The following is a 16357-nucleotide window of genomic DNA, read 5'->3' on the forward strand; positions in this document are numbered from 1 at the left end:
CCGGCCTGTCGGCGGTGTCGCACCCGCGACCGATTAATCCCCTATGCCACGATTGCCGCGCGCCCACCCGTACGTCACGTCACCGTCGCCCTAGGGGGCTGGATGCACCGGCTGCTCCGTACGTTCACGGCACTCACGGCCGTCGCCGCCTTCGGGCTCGCGGCGGGATGCTCGTCCGGGCCTGGCTCCGGCGACTCCGGCGGCTCCGGCGACTCCGGCACGAAGGAGCGGGAAGCCGCCCCCTCCAAGGGCACGAAGGCGGCGCCGCACTCCTTCTGGGTGGACCCGCAGAGCGCGGCGGCCCGGCAGGTGCGCCAGTGGGAGCAGGAGGGCCGCACCCAGGACGCCGAGGCGCTCCGGCGGATCGCCGAGCAGCCGATGGCCGAGTGGCCCGCGGGCGACGACCCGGCCCCGGACATCCGCGAGGCCACCGCGGGCGCCGCCGAGGAGGGCCGCACCGCCGTGCTCGTGGCGTACAACATCCCGCACCGCGACTGCGGGCAGCACTCCGCGGGCGGCGCGCCCGACGCCGGGTACTACCGGCAGTGGCTCGGCTCCTTCGCCGCCGCCATCGGGGACAGCCCGGCCCTGGTGATCCTGGAGCCGGACGCGATCCCGCACATCGTGGACGGCTGCACCCCGGCCCAGTACCACGAGGAGCGCTACCAGCTGCTCTCCGAGGCGATCCAGCGGCTCAAGCGCCAGCCCCGCGTCAAGGTCTACCTGGACGCGGGCAACCCCGGCTGGATCACCGACGCCCGCAAGCTGGCGCAGCCGCTGCGGCGGGCGAGCGTGGACGCGGCGGACGGCTTCTCGCTCAACGTCTCCAACTTCCAGAGCGACGAGACCACCAAGGCCTACGGCCGCACCCTGTCCGCGGCCGTCGGCGGCAAGCACTTCGTCATGGACACCAGCCGCAACGGCCGGGGCCCCCTCGCGGGCGACCGCCAGGACGCCTGGTGCAATCCGCCGGGCCGCGGCCTCGGCACCCCGCCCACCGACAGGACCGGCGACCCGCTGCTCGACGCCTACCTGTGGATCAAGCGGCCCGGTGACTCCGACGGCCCGTGCCGAGGCGGCCCCGCGGCCGGGCAGTGGTGGCCGGACTACGCGCTCGGGCTCGTCCGCAACGCGAAGGCGTAGCCCCGCGGCCCGCCGGGTGGACGCAGCGTAAAGGTCAACCCCTCTGCGGTCACGGTGCGTCGAGGGCACTGGCCAAGCATCGCGGCGGCTGGCAGCCTCGTGGCACATGCGCGAGGACTTGTCGCAAACGGGCTACGGCATCCGGTTCGAATGGGGCCCGGCCGGGGCGAAGCGCCTGGCGCCGGCCGTCTCCTTCCTGGTGGTCGTCGACGTGCTGTCCTTCACCACGTCGGTGTCGGTCGCGGTGGAGGCGGGGGCGCGGGTCTTCCCCTACGCGTGGCGGGACGAGCACGCCACGGCGTTCGCCCGGCAGATGGACGCGAGCCTGGCGGTGGGGCGGCGCGCGGTCACCGCGGCGACGCCGTGGTCGCTGTCCCCCGCGGCCCTGCGGCGCGCCCCCTTCACCCAGCGTCTCGTGCTGCCCTCGCCCAACGGCTCGGCGATCGCGGCCGCCGCGGGCGGGACGGGCGTCGCCGCCGGGTCCCTGCGCAACCCGGCCGCCGTCGGCCGGTGGCTCGCCGGGCAGGGCCACGGCACCGCCGAGCGGCCCGTCGGGGTGATCGCGGCGGGCGAGCGGTGGCCCGACGGCAGTCTGCGGCCCGCCGTCGAGGACCTGCTCGGCGCGGGCGCCGTGATCGCGGCCCTGCGCGAGCACGGCGCCGCCGCGCTCTCCCCGGAGGCCGCCGCGGCCGCCGCCGCCTTCACCGCGGTCGCCGACGTCGGGGCGGCCGTCGCGGACAGCGCGTCCGGCCGGGAGCTGACCGGCGACGGCTTCGCCGACGACGTGGCCGTCGCCACGGAGCTGAACGCGAGCGCCCAGGTCCCGGTCCTGCGCCACGGGGCCTTCGTACCGGCGTGAACGGCCTTGGGCCGCGCGCTACTTGACGTGCACCCACTTGGCCTCGGAGGAGGCCCCGTCCGCGTCCGTCACGAAGAGCATGTACCAGCCGGGCGGCACGAGCGCCGTGTCGCCGCGCGGCACCTCCACCGTCACCGAGCCCTGGCCCTTCGTCAGGCCGAGCGCGATGGAGCGCTGCTCGACGTCCGTGGTGTGCGTGACCGCGCTCGGGCGCATGAGGCGGGCCGAGACGACCTTCTCGGGGTGGGCCGTGCGGAACGTGGCGCGGCCGTCGGCCGGCAGGTCCCGCGGCCCCTCGCCCAGGACGGGACGGTCCTTGCCCGCCTTGTGCAGCGTGGGCGGGGTGAAGATCTCCATGCGCTGCTCGAAGTGGCCCAGCTTGGTGTTCTGCTCGTTGTCGAAGAGCGGGTCGGAGCCGAAGGTGGCCACGCGCCCGTCGGGGAGCAGCAGCGCCTCGGAGTGGTAGTTGCGGCCCACCGTGGGCTCGGCCGCGGTGCGGAAGGCGCCGCGCCCGGCGTCGGCCTTGGGGTCGTAGAACTGCGCCTTGAGGATGTTGCTGCCGCTGCGGCCCCGGTAGTCGGACGAGCCGTTGGTGGTGAACACCGAGTCGTCCGGCATGATCACGCTGTTCAGGTAGCGGGTGCCCTGCGGCAGCCGCGGCCCGGTCCTGAAGGCGGGGTTGGCCTCCTTGAGGTCGATCACGGCCGTGCGGCGCGTGGCCTTGTCCGACTCGCCGACGCCGCCCCCGCCGAGGATCATCACCTTCTGGTCCTGGGCGGGCGGGAGCAGCACGGACGCGGAGGTCTCGGTCTGGTCGAGGTCGGTGAGCCCCGGCACCTTGGTGAAGGTGTTGGTCTTCAGGTCCCACAGGCCGGGCTCGCGCCCCTTGGTCGCGGGCCCGTACCCGGCGTTGGACGCGGGGTAGAAGAGCTTGCCGCCCTTGGTGAGGAACAGCGCCGGGTAGCTCGGGAAGTAGCGCTTGGGGCCGTCCGTCCACTTCTTGGTCTTCGGGTCGTAGATCTCGTTGTCACCGGGGTCGATGACGCCGACGTCGTCGAGCCCGGACACCGCGAGCACCCGGCCGTCGTCGAGCCCCACCAGCGTCGGGTACCAGCGGGCCTTCTCCATCGGCTCCACGGCCACGTACCGCTCGGTCTCCGGGTCGAACTCGTACGCCGCCTTGATCCCCTGGAAGTCCTGCTTGTCCATGGTGATCTTCTCGGCGATGCCGTACGTGTTGTCGGCCTCCTTGCCGGTCAGGCCCTCGATCTCGTACTGCGCGGCCTTCTCGGTGACCGCCTGCTCGCCGTCCTGCACGGCCTCCACGAAGACCCGGGCCTCGCTCGCGGTGACCTTCGTCTTCCAGGGCTGCATCACACCGGACTTGGAGTACGTGATGCTGAAATCCCGCTTGGCCTTGGGGACTTCCACGTCGAACTTGCTGACGTACTCGACGCCCGAGGGCGAGCGGAACTTGGTGCCCTTCTTCAGCACGACCGATTTATCGGGGTTCTCGTTCTTCACGCGCATGCCGCCGCCCGCGCGCTCCACCTCGCCGTCGAGCAGCTCGTACCGGGCGGTGCCGCCGGCGACGAGCAGACGCCCGTCGGGGAGCTGGGCGTGCCCGGCGCAGAAGAAGTCCACGGGCGTCGGCACCTTCTTGAAGGTGTTCTTCTTCGGGTCCCACAGGATCGTGTCGAAGGACCCGGCGTCGAATTTCTTCTGCTCGTTGCCGGAGCCCGCGACGATCAGCACCTTCCCGGTGTACAGGAGCGCCGCGTGAATGGCGTTCGTACGGAACTCCTTGGGAATGCCGATCTGTTTCCACGAGCCGTACTTCTTCTTGTAGCCGGGCTGGGCGATCTTGTACGCGTGGTACTTCTCCTCGGCGAAGGAGACCGCGGCGGGGGCGTTGAGGCCGATGAGCAGCGCGCCCGCGCCGGCGCCGAACGCGATCTTCTTGGAACGCTGGGAGAGCTTCGAGAGCCGCAGGGCCATGGCGTCAGTTACCTCCAGTGGTCGTGCCGGTGGCGAAGGCCGGCTCCGGCTCGCCCTCGGTCCCGCGCTCCGCGAGCCGCTGCCGCGCCGCCTTGCGGACCCGGCGCTCCCTGACCACGGTGGCGCCCCACACCGTCACCGGCGCGAGCGAGATGACCAGGGCGAGCACGGCCCAGGTGCGCATCGCCGCATGCGTGTGGCCGAGGACGAACGAGGCGACGAGTGAACTGGCGAGCACCGCCGCCCAGAACAGATGGACGCGGAAGGTGAGCAGCCGGTCGGACGTGGCGCCGCAGCCCTTGGGCGTGACGACGAAGCGGCTCGGGCGGCGAAGGAGCGCGGCGCCGAGCGACTTGGCGTAGATGGGCGCGGAGAGGGCGGACATCGCCATGCCCGCGAGGCCGCCCGACCCCGCGGGTTCGTGCGGCGAGACGTTGTGCCGCCGGTTCCAGAGGTAGAGGCCGATCTGGAGGGCCGCGGCGTCGCTGTAGAGCATGAGCCACACGGAGGCGGCGACCTGCGTGCCCGAGGCCCCGAACCACAGGAACAGGACGCAGCTGAGGATGCCCAGGAGCCAGTTGACGGCCGTCATCGGGTAGTAGACGAGCATCAGGGTGTACGAGAACAGACGCCCGGGCGGCATCGTGAACGGCGCCTTCCAGTACTGCTTGAACAGCGTCTCGTAGGTGCCGCGCGACCAGCGCATCTGCTGGGTGAAGAAGTCCGTCCAGGACGCCGGGCCCTCGCCGACGGCGAGCACGTCCGGGGTGTACACGGACCGCCAGTGCCGCCGGGTCGCCGGGTTGCGGTGCCGGTGCAGCTCGAAGCCGGTGGCCATGTCCTCGGTGATGGAGTCGTAGAGGCCGCCGACCTGTCGCAGGGCGGCGATCCGCACCACGTTGTTGGTGCCGACGAACATGGGCGCCCGGTAGCGGTTCCCGGCCCGCTGGATCAGCGCGTGGAACAGGAACTGCTGCGACTCGGCGGCCTTGGTGACGGGCGAGGTGTAGTTCCCGTACACCTGCGGGCCGACCACGAAGGCGACGTCCGGGTCCCGGAAGAAGCCCATCATCCGCTCCAGGAAGTTCGGCAGCGGGACGTGGTCGGTGTCCACGGAGGCGAAGAAGTCGTAGTCGTCACCGTGCATCGCGAGCCAGGCGTTGTAGTTCCCGTGCTTGGTGCGGGTCTTGTGCGGGCCCTTCTCGCGGTTCCACTCCGGTACGCCGTCGCGGGTGAAGTGCCGCACGCCCAGCTCCGCGCACAGGGCCTTCGCCTCGTCGTCGTCGCCCTCGTCGAGCAGCCACACGTCGAGCGGGCCCGTGTGGTGTATCCGCACGGCACCCTCCAGCGTGGCGCGGACCATGGGGAGCGGTTCCTTGCCCGGTACGTACGTCGTCAGGAACGCGACGCGGGTGCCCGGCTCGGGCACCACCGGCACGGGGTCGCGGGCCACCATCGTCGCGTGCGCGATCGACACGACGTTGACCAGCATGAACAGCTCGATGAGCCCGATCGCGACGAGCATCGCCACATCGAGCCCGACCAGCCAGCGGTCGCCGCCCTCGCGCTCGGTCCAGTGCGTGGGCCAGACGAGGTACACCAGCAGGGCGCCGGTGAGCAGCGGGGCGAGCGTCATCAGCAGGACGGCGCGTATTCGGCGGGGCTCGCCTGCGAGGAGCGACCTGTACCGGACCCGGTAGCCGCCGCGGCCCTCCTCTGGCTGCGTGAGCGGACCGGCCAGCCGGCTGTGGGTGTCGTAGTCGTAGCCCTCCGGCCGCACAGCGCCCTCCTCTGGTCATCAAATGAGCCGATAACCAAACAAAAAGGGACTTTCGACGGCGTGTCGAACGGGGCGGGGCTGGCCGGGTGGTGTTTCCTGCTCCCTGCCCTTTCCTGCTGTGGCCCCGAGCCCCACCCGCTGTGGGCACTGAGCCCCACCCGCTGTGGGCACTGAGCCCCACCCGCTGTGGGCAATCGTCCCGCTGGGCGGGACGGGTGGGCACAGCCCACAGCGCCGAGCAACCGTTGGCGAGGCCCCACGTCAGCGCGCAGCACGCCGCAGGCGATGGCGGACCGCCCGCTGGGCCACAGGACCCAGGTCGTCCAGGGCGGCAACCAGGGCCCCCAGGTCCTCCAGGGCATCGAGCGCCCGCCCGGCCCCCTCCGCGTCCACCCCTTCGTACAGCTCGATCCCCACGAACGACGCCGCCACCGCTCGCGCAAGCCCCACCGCGTCCACGAACCCACCCAGCGGCGAAGCCCCCAGCACCCGCACGAGGACCTTCTCGACCTCCGCGACCCAGAGCGAGAGCCCCGCCGCCGTCGCCGCCGCGAGCCGCGGCTGGGTCTGCGCCCCGGCGAGCAGCTGCCCGAGCACGGCCACGGACCCCGCCGCCCGCTCCTCCTCGTGCATCCGCCGCCCGAACTCAAGGAGTTCCCCGAGCGTGGAGATCGCGGCGAGGGCGTCCCGGTAGCGGGCGACCCGCTGCTCCGTGCCGTACCGGCAGGCCTCGGAGAGCAGTTCGTCGACCGACCCGAAGTGGTAGAAGACGAGCGCCTGGTTCACCCCGGCGGCCGCCGCCACGCTGCGCGCGGAGGTCTTGGCGATGCCCTGCTCGGTGAGCGTGCGCAGCGCCCCTTCCAGGAGCTTCTCGCGGGTCTCCGCGCTCACGCGCGCACCTCCTCGCGCACGGGCCTGAGACCCGGCCGCACGCCGCACTCCCGCACGTCCCGGTACGCCGCCCGGAAGGACCCCTCGTACCCGAACAGCGGCCCGGCGTACCGGTTGACGACCCGGACGCTGATGCGGAAGCACCCGGCCGCCTCGTCGTAGGACTCGCGCACCTCGGCGTCGCCGCCGATGACGTCCGGCACCCGTACGTCCACCGGGCCTTCGCGGAACCGGTGTTCTCCGGAGCGGATGACGAGCGAGCCGTCGGGCTCGGCCGCGAAGTGCAGGTCGCTGGCGAGGTGCTGGTGCGTGCCGAGGTAGTCGAGCACGCGGTCGCCCTCGGGGGCGAGGACCATCTGGGCGTCGAAGCGCCGGTCACGGCCGGGGAAGTGGAAGGTGCGCACGAAACTCACCGTCTCACGCCCGAAGGTGTCGGCGTACGGCACGTTCTCAATGGTGAACGGTACGTTCCGGCCGGTGCGCGGCACGAGGATGTGCCGGGTGGCGCCGACCGCGAGGAAGGGCTTCACGAAGCCGCGGCCGTGCCAGATCCGCCGCATCACGCCGTATCCGACGCAGGCCTCGCCGCTGTCGAGCCCGACGGAGAACCGGCGTTGGAGCCGGGGGTGCAGCCGCTCGAAGTCGGCGCCGAGGGCAGTACGGAAGATCGACGTCATACGGGGCTCTCCTGGAGGTCGAGGGGCGCGGCGGCGGGCAGGCGGTCGAGGGCGCGCGGCGCACGCGCGCGCGTCGGCGGCGTGCGCAGACAGCGGCGCGCGGCGGGCGTGCCGGGAAGCGGCGGCACCAGGAGCGCCACGAGGGCGGCCCCGAGCGCGGCCACCGGCCCGCCGCACAGCCCCGCCACGGCCACCGCGAGGCCACGCGCCCCGGCTTCGGCCGCCGCGCGGGCGAGGGCGCGCTCCGGGGTGATGCCGCGCTCCAGCCAGAGCCGGAGCCGGTCGAAGGACCACGCCGTCGCCCAGCCCATGAGGGGGCGGAAGAGGAACCGGTCGGCGAGCGCGCCGGGGCGGCCCCAGCGCGGCCGGTAGTCGTAGCCCGTGAGGAAGCGGACGCCGTCGCCGGTGGGCACGTAGCGCCAGTAGCCGCTGCCTTCGGCGAGCAGCGAGAGCGGATGCGGCGAGGCGAACCGGAGCACCGAGGTCCGGGTGCCGTCGGGCCTGCGCTTCTCGCCCGCGCTGACGCCGGTGCCGGCGATCGTGAGGAAGGGCAGCACGCGGGTGGCGTACCGGAAGCGCTGCGGCTGACCCTGCGTGGTGGGCAGGTAGTCGATCTCCGTGAACCGGAGGTCCCACTTCTGGTGCGCGGCGGGCTCCTGGGTGTGTGCCCACAGGTCGTCGATGTCGGCGCGGATCAACGCTTCGATGTACAGGCTCACCGGAAACCTCCACGTCAGGACGGCTTGAGCGACTGCTTTGAGCACTCGCTCAACTGCGGTCGTGGCAACGTAGCAGGGTTTTGAGCAGTCGCTCAACCGCTCCGGGGGACGGGACAGCACAAGGCCCCCGCCGGTGTGCGGCGGGGGCCTTGCGGCGGCATGACGTGAGCCTCGGCTGTCAGCCCTGGGACAGGTGGCGCTCGACGGTCTCGACCTTGGAGGTCAGGCCGTCCGTCACACCGGGGCGGACGTCGGCCTTCAGGACGAGGGAGACGCGGGGCGCCCGGGCCTCGACCGCGGCGACGGCCCGCTTGACCACGTCCATGACCTCGTCCCACTCGCCCTCGATCGAGGTGAACATCGCGTCGGTGCGGTGCGGCAGGCCCGACTCACGGACCACGCGGACGGCGTCGGCGACGTACTCCCCCACGTCCTCACCGACGCCGAGCGGCGTCACGGAGAAGGCGACGATCACGCGTTCACGACCCCCTCGCGGCGGGCGCGCGAGGCGATGACCGCGGCCTCGGCCTCACGCTTGAGCTTGCGGTCGGCGAAGAAGCCTCCCGTCGGCAGGACGGAGAGCACGAAGTACAGGGCGGCCGTCTTCAGGCTCCACTTGGTGCGGTTCCAGGCGTCGGCCCAGAACAGCACGTAGAGGATGAAGAGCACACCGTGGATCATGCCCATCGCCGGCACGGCGTTGAAGTCCGTGGTCCGCTTGAGCACCGAGCAGACGATCAGGAGGAGGAAGGACACGGCCTCCGGAATGGAGATCAGGCGGAGGCGGCGGAGTGCGGAAGCGGTGTTGATGTCCACGAGTCACCTTCGGGGGGCGGGGTCGGGGTCGATCTTGTGAACGGATGCACAAGCGTCCCCCCATTGTGGCATCAGGGATCTACCCGGGTTCGTTCAGGGTCGGTAACCCTGTCGCCGCGCACCGCGCTGCGGATACCTTCGCTTTCGTGGCTACGTTCCGAGTGCAAGGCAGCAGAGTGCTCGCCGTCGACATGACAGGCGACTCGGTCAAGGCGAAGAACGGTTCGATGGTCGCCTATGACGGCACGATGAACTTCAAGAAACTGACGGGGGGCGGCGAAGGCATCCGAGGCATGGTCACCCGTCGTCTGACCAACGAGCAGATGACGGTGATGGAGGTGAAGGGCCACGGCACGTGCTGGTTCGCCGACCGCGCCACGGAGATCAGCCTGGTCCACCTCCAGGGCGAGAAGCTGTATGTGGAATCCAGCAATCTGCTGTGCACCGAGGCGAGCCTGCGCACCGGCACCACCTTCACGGGCCTGCGCGGCGCCACCCAGGGGAACGGCATCTTCACCACGACCGTCGAGGGCACAGGCCAGGCGGCGATCATCTCGGACGGCCCCGCGGTCGTCCTGCGCGTGACGAAGCAGTATCCGCTCCATGTCGACCCGGGCGCCTATGTCGCGCACCAGGGCAATCTCAAGCAGAGCTTCCAGTCCGGCGTCACCTTCCGCCACCTGTTCGGCGAGGGCGGCGGCGAGGCCTTCCAAATCCGCTTCGAGGGCGACGGCTTGGTGTACGTCCAGCCCAGCGAGCGCGAAACGATCGCGGGAGACGTGTGACATGCCGTTCCGTGAAGTCACTCCGAAGATGGTCGAGGCGACGGTGCAGCCGGGTGTGAAGCTGTTCAGCCAGCGCGGCGCGATGCTCGCCTACAAGGGCGACGTCTCCTTCACCCCGAACCTCACCGGCGGCCAGGGCGGCCTGATGTCCATGATCGGGCGCCGCCTCGCCGACGAGGACGTCCCGCTGATGACCGTCGAGGGCAGCGGCACCGTCATGTTCGGGCACGGCGGCCACCACGTCCACGTGATCACCCTGACCGGCGACACGCTGTATGTGGAGGCCGACCGCCTGCTCGCCTTCGACGGCACCCTCCAGCAGGGCACCGTGTTCCTCGGCTCGCAGGGCGGCGTGATGGGCATGGTGCGCGGCCAGATCTCGGGCCAGGGCCTGTTCACCACGTCCCTGAAGGGCCAGGGCGCGGTCGCCGTGATGGCGCACGGCGGCGTCGTCGAGCTGCCCATCACCCCCCAGCGCCCGGTCCACGTCGACCCGCAGTCCTATGTGGCGCACCACGGTGACGTACGCAACAAGCTGTCCACGGCGCTCGGCTGGCGCGACATGGTCGGCCGCGGCTCCGGCGAGGCCTTCCAGCTGGAGCTGAGCGGCAACGGCGTGGTGTACGTCCAAGGATCGGAGGAAAAGCTGTGAGCACACCCGTGATCTTCGACCCGGCCACGCTCCCGAGCGATGACAACGTCAACGCGTACACCTTCTGCGTGGAGCTGCGCGGCAGCCAGTGGTTCCTCCAGAAGGGCAAGATGATCGCCTACTACGGGCGCATCGACTTCAACGGCATCGGCCACGGCCGTCTCGACCGCCTCCTGCGCACGTCCTTCCACTCCCCGCTGCACGCGAGCGACTGGGTGGTGGCCGAGGGTGAGGGCAAGATGCTGCTCGCCGACCGGGCCTTCGACGCCAACTCGTACGACCTGGAAGACGGCAACCTGACGATCCGCGCGGGGAACCTCCTCGCTTTTCAGCCAAGTCTCTCGCTGAAGCAGTCCATCGTCCCGGGCTTTCTGACGCTGATCGGCACGGGCAAGTTCGTGGCGGTCTCCAGCGGTCCCGTGGTGTTCATGGAGCCGCCGATCCGCGTGGATCCGCAGGCCCTCGTCGGCTGGGCGGACTGCCCGTCCCCCTGCCACCACTACGACCACGGGTACATGACGGGAGTGATCGGCGGACTGCGCGCCCTGACCGGCATCGGCGGCACATCGGGCGAGGAGCACCAGTTCGAGTTCGTGGGCGCGGGCACGGTCCTGCTCCAGTCCTCGGAGTCCCTGATGGACAGCGTCGACACCGGCGCGCTCCCGCAGCAGGCCGGGGTGCCGGGCGCGGCGGGCACCGGCGGCGGCGCGGGCGGACCCGGCTCCTCCGGCCAGGGCGGGCAACATGGCCAACGTGGACAGCAGCCGCTCGGACCGCGCCTTCCCGGACAACTAGGCAGCCTCCAGCGTCGCTTCGGCCTGTGAGCGGTAGTCTGCGGAGTGTGACGGCGAACGCCTGTGCCCCTCGGTGTCCCGGGGGGTGCGAGCCGTGTCACACCCCTTCACTCGTTCATCATTCAACTTCTTAGGTAGAATCGATTCCATGGAGACCGAGACGGCCCCGCAGTGGCTGACCGACGAGGAACAGTGCGCCTGGCGCACCCACGTGGAGGTCAACAGGATGCTGACGTACCAGCTGGAGAAGGATCTCCAGCCGTTCAACCTGACCATGAACGACTACGACATCCTCGTACATCTCTCCGAGTCCGACGACCTGCGCATGCGCATGAGCGACCTCGCGACCGCCACGCTCCAGTCCAAGAGCCGCCTGTCGCACCAGATCACGCGCATGGAGAACGCGGGCCTGGTCCGGCGTGAGAACTGCGAGTCCGACCGACGCGGCCTGTTCACCGTGCTCACCGACGAGGGCATGGAGACGATGAAGCGCGTCGCGCCGCACCACGTGACCTCCGTGCGCCAGCACTTCGTGGACCTCATCTCACCGGAGGCCCTCGGCGACCTGCACAAGGCACTGACACCGATCGCGGAGCACCTGCGCGGCCTGCGCGGCAAGCCGTGACGCTGCCGCTGTGCCTCGGCGGGGCTCCGGGGTGAGGTCGGCTCGGCTCGTGCCCTTCAGTGCCGGTCGTCCGTGGCTGGTCGCGCCGTTCCCCGCGCCCCTTCGCGGCGCTCCCGTGGCGCTCGGGGCAGAGTCAGGGTGAACAGGGCGCCCCCGCCAGGGGCCTCGTCGACCGTGAGCGTGCCACCGTGCCGCGCGGCCACGTCGCGGGCGATGGCGAGACCGAGGCCCGCGCCTCCCTCGTCCCGGGTGCGCGCGTCATCCAGACGCACGAACCGCTCGAAGATCCGCTCACGCTCCGCCGGCGGCACCCCGTTCCCGTCGTCGGCCACCTCCAGGACCGCCCAGGCCTCGTCGGTCCGGGTGGTGACCGTGATCCGCGACCGGGTGTGCCGCTGGGCGTTGGTCACGAGATTGCCGAGGACCCGGCTCAACTGCCCGCGCGATCCGGCCACTTCGACGCTCTCCAGCTTCGTCGTGACCGGGACGCGGTCCGCCGGGCGCTGCGACAGCTCCTCCCGGACCAGGGCCGCGAGCTCCACCCGGCCGTGGCCCGGCTTCTCCCCGGCGTCCAGCCGGGCGAGCAGCAGCAGATCGGCGGCCAGCTCCTGGAGCCGCACGGTGTCCTCGACGGCACCCGCCACATCCAGCAACTCCGGGTGCGCGGCGCCCACTTCGAGCTGAGTGCGCAGCGAGGCGATCGGGCTGCGCAGTTCGTGCGAGGCGTCGGCGACGAAGCGGCGCTGGCGCTCCACGGACGTCTGGAGGGCGGCGAGCGTCTCGTTGGTGGTGCGGGCCAGACGCGCGATCTCGTCGTGCGTGTCCGGCTCGGGCACCCGCCGCGCCAGGTCTTCGGAGGCGGTGATGGCGGCCATCTCGCCGCGGATCGCGTCGACCGGCCGCAGCGCGCGGCGCGTGACCAGCCAGGTCACGGCCGCGATCACGGCGAGGAGCACCGGGAAGCCGATCAGCATCGCGGTCAGCGCGGTGGTGACGGCGTTCCGTGCGGTGGTCAGCGGGGCGCCCGCCTCGACGGTCAGCTCACCCTTCGACTCCGTGTTCACGCCGACGGCGGCGAAACGGTAATCCTCCGTGTCGCCGTCGACGGTCGCGGAGCGCTCGGTGATCTCGGTCTCGCCGTCGATCTCACCCACCTTGAGGTCGTCGTCCGAACCGTCGCCGGAGCCGTCGCCCGAGCCGTCGCCGGAGCCGTTCGCCTTCTCGGCGGCGTCCTCGGCCGCGTCCTCGGCGGCTTCCTCCTTGTCCTCCGCGGCGTCGTCGGGGTCGTCGGCGTCGGCCGGGTCGTCGGAGTCGTCGGTCTCGCGCGGTTCCTCGGAGTCGTCCGGCTCGCCGGAGCTTCCGGGGGCCTTGGTGGCTCCGGGGGCCCGGGGGGCGGGCCCGGTGGACGCGGCCTTCGGCTCGGGGCGCGCGGCCTTGACGCGCTCGCCGGACAACCGCTCCAGGTCGTCGGTGTGCGCGACGACGCGGCCGTCCTCGTCCAGGACCCGTACGGGCTTGTCGTCGTCGGACAGGTCGAGCTTGTCGTACGAGCTGCCCGCGGCCAGCGCCGACGCCACCTTCCGGGCGGCGGACTCGGCCTGCGCGTCGGCCTGGCCGACGAGGCTGGACCGGAGCGCGAGCAGCACGGCGGCGCCCGCGGCGACCAGGGCGAGGGCCACGACGAGCGTCGCCGCCGCGGTCGCGCGGGCGCGCACCGAGGCGAAGGGCCGGAAGCGGCGGCTCATCGCGGGGCCTCCAGGCGGTAGCCGGCGCCGCGGACCGTCTTGATCAGCGGCGCGCCCAGTTTGCGGCGCAGCGCGCTCACGTACACCTCGACGATGTTCGGATCACCCTCGTACGCGAAGTCCCAGACGTGCTCCAGGATCTCCGCCTTCGACACCACCTGGCCCACGCGCACCACCAGTTGCTCCAGGACCGCGAACTCCTTCGCCGTCAGGGCGACTTCGGTGCCCGCGCCGTCCGCCCCGTCCCCCTCGCGGAAGACGCGGCGTGCCGCCGTGTCGATCCTCAGCTCGCCGATCCGGTGCACCGGCGAGGGGGCCGCGGCGCGGCGGCGCAGCAGCGCCTTCACGCGCGCGACCAGGACGACGTAGCTGAAGGGCTTGGTGAGGTAGTCATCCGCCCCCGTGTCCAGGCCCTCGGCCTCGTCGTACTCGCCGTCCTTGGCGGTCAGCATCAGGATCGGTACGTCGTTGCCCGCGGCGCGCAGCGTGGAGCAGATCCGGTAGCCGTTCATGCCCGGCAGCATGATGTCCAGGATGACCAGGTCGTACGTTCCCTCCGTCGCCCGGTGCAGGCCGTCGACGCCGTCGTGGACGACGTCGACGGCGTAGCCCTCGGCGGTCAGGCCCTTGGCCAGGGACAGGGCCAGACGCTTCTCGTCCTCGACGATCAACAGACGCATGCCTTCAGGATGCCGGAGCGAGCCTGAAGAAATCTTCAGGCGTCTTCAGGAGGGCTTCAGGAACGTTCAGGCAGCGTGTTTCCCATCGGAACGGACGGCCCCGGAACGCACCGGGGGGCCAACCACTCGGGAGGAAACCCTCATGAAGCGCAACATCGTCATCGCCACCGTCGCGGCCGCCGCGCTCATCGGCGGCGGGACGGCCACGGCCTTCGCGCTCAACGGCGACGGCGAGAGTTCCCCGGCCTCGTCGGGCTCGTCGGCACAGAAGTCGAGCGTCCAGCTGAAGGGCGACGGCGCGCGGGGCGCGGAGGCCAAGGGCGACGACCGTGACGACGACCGGTACGACGACGACCGGTACGACGACGACCGGTACGACGACGACCGGCGCGACAAGGACGACCTGGATGACCGCGACGACCGCGACGACCGGGATGGCCGGGACGACCGGGACGACCGGGACGAGGACGCGCGGGACGCCGCCGAGGCCAAGGCCGCCAAGGTGAGCGCCGCGGACGCGATCGCCGCCGCGCTGAAGTCCGCGAACGGCACCGCCGTCTCCGCCGACCTCGACTCCGACGACGGCAGCCTGGTCTGGGACGTCGACGTCCTCGGCAAGGGCGGCGACACCTGGCACAGCGTGCACGTCGACCCCCGCACGGGCAAGGTGCTCGACTCGCACACGGAGAACGACGCCGAGGACGCGGCCGAGGCCAGGGCCGCGCTGAAGGGCTCCTCGGTCTCCGCGGCCGACGCGGCGAAGGCCGCCGCCGGCAAGGGCACCGTGACGTCGGTCGACCTCGAGGACGAGGCCCGCGGCAAGGGCGCCTGGGACGTGGAGACGGTGTCCGCCAAGGGCGCCGAGAGCCACTGGGTCGTGGACCTCGACTCCGGCAAGGTGACCGCCGGCCCCCTGGACGACTGACACCCCAGCCCCTCGCACCCCGCCCCTCACACCGCGCCCGCCGCCACCGCGGCGGGCGCTTTCCCTCCCACCCGCCCGCCCACGGCTCCCGGCCCCACCCCTCCCGGGGCCCCGCGGTCCCCTCCCCCGAGCACCGCGGCGGAGTCCTCCACCCACTGCCCGGGTGGCGGCGGGCGGGTGGGCGCGCACAGCCGCCGCGCCCGGCCCCGCCGTGCCAGGTGCCGGACCACCGCCCAAGCCGGGCCCCGCAGGACGAAAGCCCGGCGGGGCCTAGGCCCCGGTCAGCCCCTCCACCAGGGAGTCCGCCGCCGCGTAAGGGTCCAGCTCGCCCGCCACGATCCGCTCGGCCAGCGCGCTGAGCCGCACGTCCCCGTGCAGGTCGGCGATCCGCTCCCGCAGGGCCGTGACGGCGATCGTCTCGATCTCACGGGCCGCCCGGGAGACCCGCCGCGCGGCGAGGACCCCCCGCTCCTCCATCCACGCCCGGTGCTTCTCCAGCGCCTCGACGACCTCGTCGGTCCCCTCGCCGCGGGCGGCGACGGTCTTGACGATGGGAGGCCGCCAGTCCCCGGGCGTACGCGCCTCGCCGAGGCCCAGCATGTGGTTCAGCTCGCGCGCGGTCGCGTCGGCGCCGTCGCGGTCGGCCTTGTTGACCACGTACACGTCACCGATCTCCAGGATCCCGGCCTTCGCGGCCTGGATGCCGTCGCCCATCCCGGGCGCGAGGAGGACCACGGAGGTGTCGGCCTGCGAGGCGATCTCGACCTCGGACTGGCCGACGCCGACCGTCTCGACGAGGACCACGTCGCAGCCCGCGGCGTCGAGCACCCGGATGGCCTGCGGCGCGGCCCAGGCGAGCCCGCCCAGATGCCCCCGGGTCGCCATGGAGCGGATGTAGACGCCGGGGTCGGAGGCGTGCTCGGACATACGGACGCGGTCACCGAGCAACGCCCCGCCGGAGAAGGGCGACGACGGGTCGACGGCGAGGACGCCCACCCGCTTCCCGGCCCGCCGGTACGCGCTGACCAGGGCCGACGTCGACGTGGACTTGCCGACGCCCGGCGAACCGGTGAGCCCCACGACATACGCGTGCCCGGCCAGCGGCGCGAGGGCCGCCATCACTTCGCGCAGCTGCGGCGAGGCCCCCTCCACCAGCGAGATCAGCCGGGCCACGGCCCGCGGCCTGCCCTCGCGGGCCTGCGCCACCAGGGAGGGGACGTCTTGCATTGCGGCTCCGTTCCGTACGTACGTCTCCGAAGACACGAAGG

17 protein-coding genes are annotated in these 16357 nt (G+C 72.0%); 7 read left to right on the forward strand and 10 right to left on the reverse strand.

Going from position 1 to position 16357, the window contains the following annotated elements; all coding sequences use genetic code 11:
• The first annotated feature begins 102 nt into the window (after positions 1-102).
• Positions 103-1143, forward strand: a complete 1041-nt coding sequence (locus AC07GB_RS01365) for a glycoside hydrolase family 6 protein (protein ID WP_478841165.1) — start codon at positions 103-105, stop codon at positions 1141-1143.
• 106 nt (positions 1144-1249) lie between these two features.
• Complete coding sequence (locus AC07GB_RS01370) at positions 1250-2002, forward strand: 2-phosphosulfolactate phosphatase (protein ID WP_478841166.1); 753 nt, start codon at positions 1250-1252, stop codon at positions 2000-2002.
• 18 nt (positions 2003-2020) lie between these two features.
• Here the strand turns inward: AC07GB_RS01370 and glxA are convergent, their stop codons facing one another.
• The 7 genes from glxA to AC07GB_RS01405 form a co-directional block, all read right to left on the reverse strand.
• The gene (glxA, locus tag AC07GB_RS01375; RefSeq protein WP_478841167.1) at positions 2021-4000 is read right to left on the reverse strand and encodes a radical copper oxidase GlxA; all 1980 of its coding nucleotides are present in this window, start codon (positions 3998-4000) and stop codon (positions 2021-2023) included.
• A 4-nt stretch (positions 4001-4004) separates the two neighbouring features.
• Positions 4005-5780, reverse strand: coding sequence for a glycosyltransferase family 2 protein (locus AC07GB_RS01380; RefSeq protein ID WP_478841168.1), 1776 nt, complete (start codon positions 5778-5780; stop codon positions 4005-4007).
• A 261-nt stretch (positions 5781-6041) separates the two neighbouring features.
• A complete protein-coding gene (locus AC07GB_RS01385) occupies positions 6042-6671 on the reverse strand; it encodes a TetR/AcrR family transcriptional regulator (RefSeq protein WP_242723274.1) in 630 nt (209 codons plus the stop codon).
• On the reverse strand, positions 6668-7348 hold the full coding sequence (locus tag AC07GB_RS01390; protein ID WP_478841169.1) for a DUF4166 domain-containing protein: 681 nt from the start codon (positions 7346-7348) through the stop codon (positions 6668-6670). Before AC07GB_RS01390 ends, AC07GB_RS01385 begins: the two co-directional genes overlap by 4 nt.
• On the reverse strand, positions 7345-8067 hold the full coding sequence (locus AC07GB_RS01395) for a hypothetical protein (RefSeq protein ID WP_478841170.1): 723 nt from the start codon (positions 8065-8067) through the stop codon (positions 7345-7347). The genes AC07GB_RS01390 and AC07GB_RS01395 overlap by 4 nt, the downstream gene beginning before the upstream one ends.
• A gap of 178 nt (positions 8068-8245) precedes the next feature.
• Positions 8246-8542 (reverse strand): MTH1187 family thiamine-binding protein, encoded by a 297-nt coding sequence (locus AC07GB_RS01400; RefSeq protein WP_478841171.1) that lies wholly within the window; start codon positions 8540-8542, stop codon positions 8246-8248.
• The gene (locus tag AC07GB_RS01405) at positions 8539-8883 is read right to left on the reverse strand and encodes a DUF3817 domain-containing protein (protein WP_478841172.1); all 345 of its coding nucleotides are present in this window, start codon (positions 8881-8883) and stop codon (positions 8539-8541) included. Before AC07GB_RS01405 ends, AC07GB_RS01400 begins: the two co-directional genes overlap by 4 nt.
• A gap of 146 nt (positions 8884-9029) precedes the next feature.
• Here AC07GB_RS01405 and AC07GB_RS01410 point away from each other — a divergent pair, with 146 nt between their 5' ends.
• From AC07GB_RS01410 to AC07GB_RS01425, 4 genes are all read left to right on the forward strand, one after another.
• Complete coding sequence (locus tag AC07GB_RS01410) at positions 9030-9668, forward strand: AIM24 family protein (RefSeq protein WP_478841173.1); 639 nt, start codon at positions 9030-9032, stop codon at positions 9666-9668.
• Position 9669: 1 nt separating this feature from the next.
• A complete protein-coding gene (locus tag AC07GB_RS01415) occupies positions 9670-10320 on the forward strand; it encodes an AIM24 family protein (protein ID WP_478841174.1) in 651 nt (216 codons plus the stop codon).
• A complete protein-coding gene (locus AC07GB_RS01420) occupies positions 10317-11144 on the forward strand; it encodes an AIM24 family protein (RefSeq protein WP_478841175.1) in 828 nt (275 codons plus the stop codon). The genes AC07GB_RS01415 and AC07GB_RS01420 overlap by 4 nt, the downstream gene beginning before the upstream one ends.
• Before the next feature lie 118 nt (positions 11145-11262).
• A complete protein-coding gene (locus AC07GB_RS01425) occupies positions 11263-11739 on the forward strand; it encodes a MarR family winged helix-turn-helix transcriptional regulator (RefSeq protein WP_478841176.1) in 477 nt (158 codons plus the stop codon).
• A gap of 56 nt (positions 11740-11795) precedes the next feature.
• Here AC07GB_RS01425 and AC07GB_RS01430 read toward each other — a convergent pair whose 3' ends face one another.
• Together AC07GB_RS01430 and AC07GB_RS01435 are read right to left on the reverse strand one after the other, a co-directional pair.
• Entirely contained in the window at positions 11796-13484 is a 1689-nt protein-coding gene (locus AC07GB_RS01430; RefSeq protein ID WP_478841177.1) for a sensor histidine kinase, read from the reverse strand.
• Entirely contained in the window at positions 13481-14164 is a 684-nt protein-coding gene (locus tag AC07GB_RS01435; RefSeq protein WP_478841178.1) for a response regulator transcription factor, read from the reverse strand. Before AC07GB_RS01435 ends, AC07GB_RS01430 begins: the two co-directional genes overlap by 4 nt.
• Positions 14165-14306: 142 nt before the next feature.
• Here AC07GB_RS01435 and AC07GB_RS01440 point away from each other — a divergent pair, with 142 nt between their 5' ends.
• Complete coding sequence (locus AC07GB_RS01440; RefSeq protein WP_478841179.1) at positions 14307-15089, forward strand: PepSY domain-containing protein; 783 nt, start codon at positions 14307-14309, stop codon at positions 15087-15089.
• Between the two features lie 270 nt (positions 15090-15359).
• Here AC07GB_RS01440 and meaB read toward each other — a convergent pair whose 3' ends face one another.
• Positions 15360-16316 (reverse strand): methylmalonyl Co-A mutase-associated GTPase MeaB, encoded by a 957-nt coding sequence (gene meaB / locus AC07GB_RS01445; protein ID WP_478841180.1) that lies wholly within the window; start codon positions 16314-16316, stop codon positions 15360-15362.
• Positions 16317-16357 lie beyond the last annotated feature (41 nt).

This window comes from Streptomyces sp. NPDC045778 (assembly GCF_056431945.1).